The sequence below is a fragment of the Diaphorobacter sp. genome (assembly GCF_050251835.1).
Lineage (GTDB): Bacteria > Pseudomonadota > Gammaproteobacteria > Burkholderiales > Burkholderiaceae_C > JBFXIE01.
Map to the genome: position 1 here is coordinate 6745 of NZ_JBFWLZ010000066.1, position 1586 is coordinate 8330.

A 1586-nucleotide genomic window follows, 5' to 3' on the forward strand; every position below is an offset into this window, starting at 1 on the left:
CTGACCCAGGCGCTGAGCGATAGCTGGGCAGCAGCGGCCGATGCCTTGGCACGGGCGATGGCATCGTCGTCCATATAAATCGTCACTTGCGACATGGCAGCTCCTTGGCGGGTTGATCGGCAGTCGTTGGTGCTGTAATTGGCTGGAAATTATATTTTGCTTCACGCGCCGGCTGCCTCGGCCACCAGCGGCTGGCCCAGGCTGCGCAGCACGTCGCGCACCATCTGGGCGCGGGCGACTGGCTCGGGCAGCTCGCGCTCGATGCGCAGCTTCTCGTTGCCAGCCAGCTTGATGTGCCTGTTCTTCTGGATCAGGTGGATGATGGCCATCGGGTCCACCGGCGGCTGCGGCCTGAAGGTGATGGTGATGACGCCCGGCGCGGCGTCCACCTTGACCACGCCGTAGGGCGCCGACAGCACGCGCAGGCGGTGCACGTCGATCAGCGTTTGCGCCTGCGGCGGCAGCTTGCCGAAGCGGTCCACGATTTCTTCCAGCAGGCTGTCGATCTGGTCAGGCGTTTTGGCCGTGGCCAGCTTTTTGTAGAACGACAGGCGCAGGTGCACGTCGCCGCAGTAGTCGTCGGGCAGCAGGGCGGGGGCGTGCAGGTTGATGTCGGTGGTGGCTGACAGGGGCGCGAGCAGGTCGGGCTCCTTGCCGGCTTTCAGGCAGCGCACGGCTTCGGCCAGCATCTCGTTGTAGAGCTGAAAGCCGATCTCCATCATGTTGCCGCTCTGGCTCTCGCCCAGCACCTCGCCCGCGCCGCGGATCTCCAGGTCGTGCATGGCCAGGTAAAAGCCGCTGCCCAGCTCCTCCATCTGCTGAATCGCGTCCAGGCGCTGCTGCGCCTGCTTGGTCAGGCCCTCGATGTCGGGCACCATCAGGTAGGCATAGGCCTGGTGGTGGCTGCGGCCCACGCGCCCGCGCAGCTGGTGCAGCTGCGCCAGCCCGAACTTGTCGGCCCGGCTGATGATGATGGTGTTGGCCGTGGGCACGTCGATGCCGGTCTCGATGATGGTCGAGCACAGCAGGATGTTGTAGCGCTGGGCCACAAAGTCGCGCATCACGCGCTCCAGCTCGCGCTCGGGCATCTGGCCGTGGGCCACGGCGATGCGCGCCTCGGGCAATATTTCTTCAAGCTTCTGGCGCCGGTTTTCAATCGTCTCGACCTCGTTGTGCAAAAAGTAGCACTGCCCGCCGCGCTTCAATTCGCGCAGCACGGCCTCGCGGATCACGCCCGTGCCTTCGTTGCGCACAAAGGTCTTGATGGCCAGGCGCCGCTGCGGCGCGGTGGCAATCACGCTCAGGTCGCGCAGGCCCTCCAGCGCCATGCCCATGGTGCGCGGAATCGGCGTGGCGGTGAGGGTGAGCACGTCCACCTCGGCGCGGAACTTCTTCATCGCCTCCTTGTGGCGCACGCCAAAGCGGTGCTCTTCGTCAATGATGAGCAGGCCCAGGTTCTTGAACTGCGTGGATTCACTCAGCAGCTTGTGCGTGCCCACCACGATGTCCACCGTGCCATCGGCAATGCCCTTGACGGCGGCAGAAATCTCCTTGCCTGAGCGAAAGCGCGACACCTCGGCCACCTT

At 65.1% G+C, this 1586-nt stretch carries 1 protein-coding gene; it reads right to left on the bottom strand.

The features are described from left to right. Window positions 1-161: 161 nt before the first annotated feature. Window positions 162-1586 (bottom strand): TRCF domain-containing protein (locus AB7E35_RS14470; RefSeq protein ID WP_428167810.1); only part of this gene is annotated, 1425 nt, incomplete at its 5' end.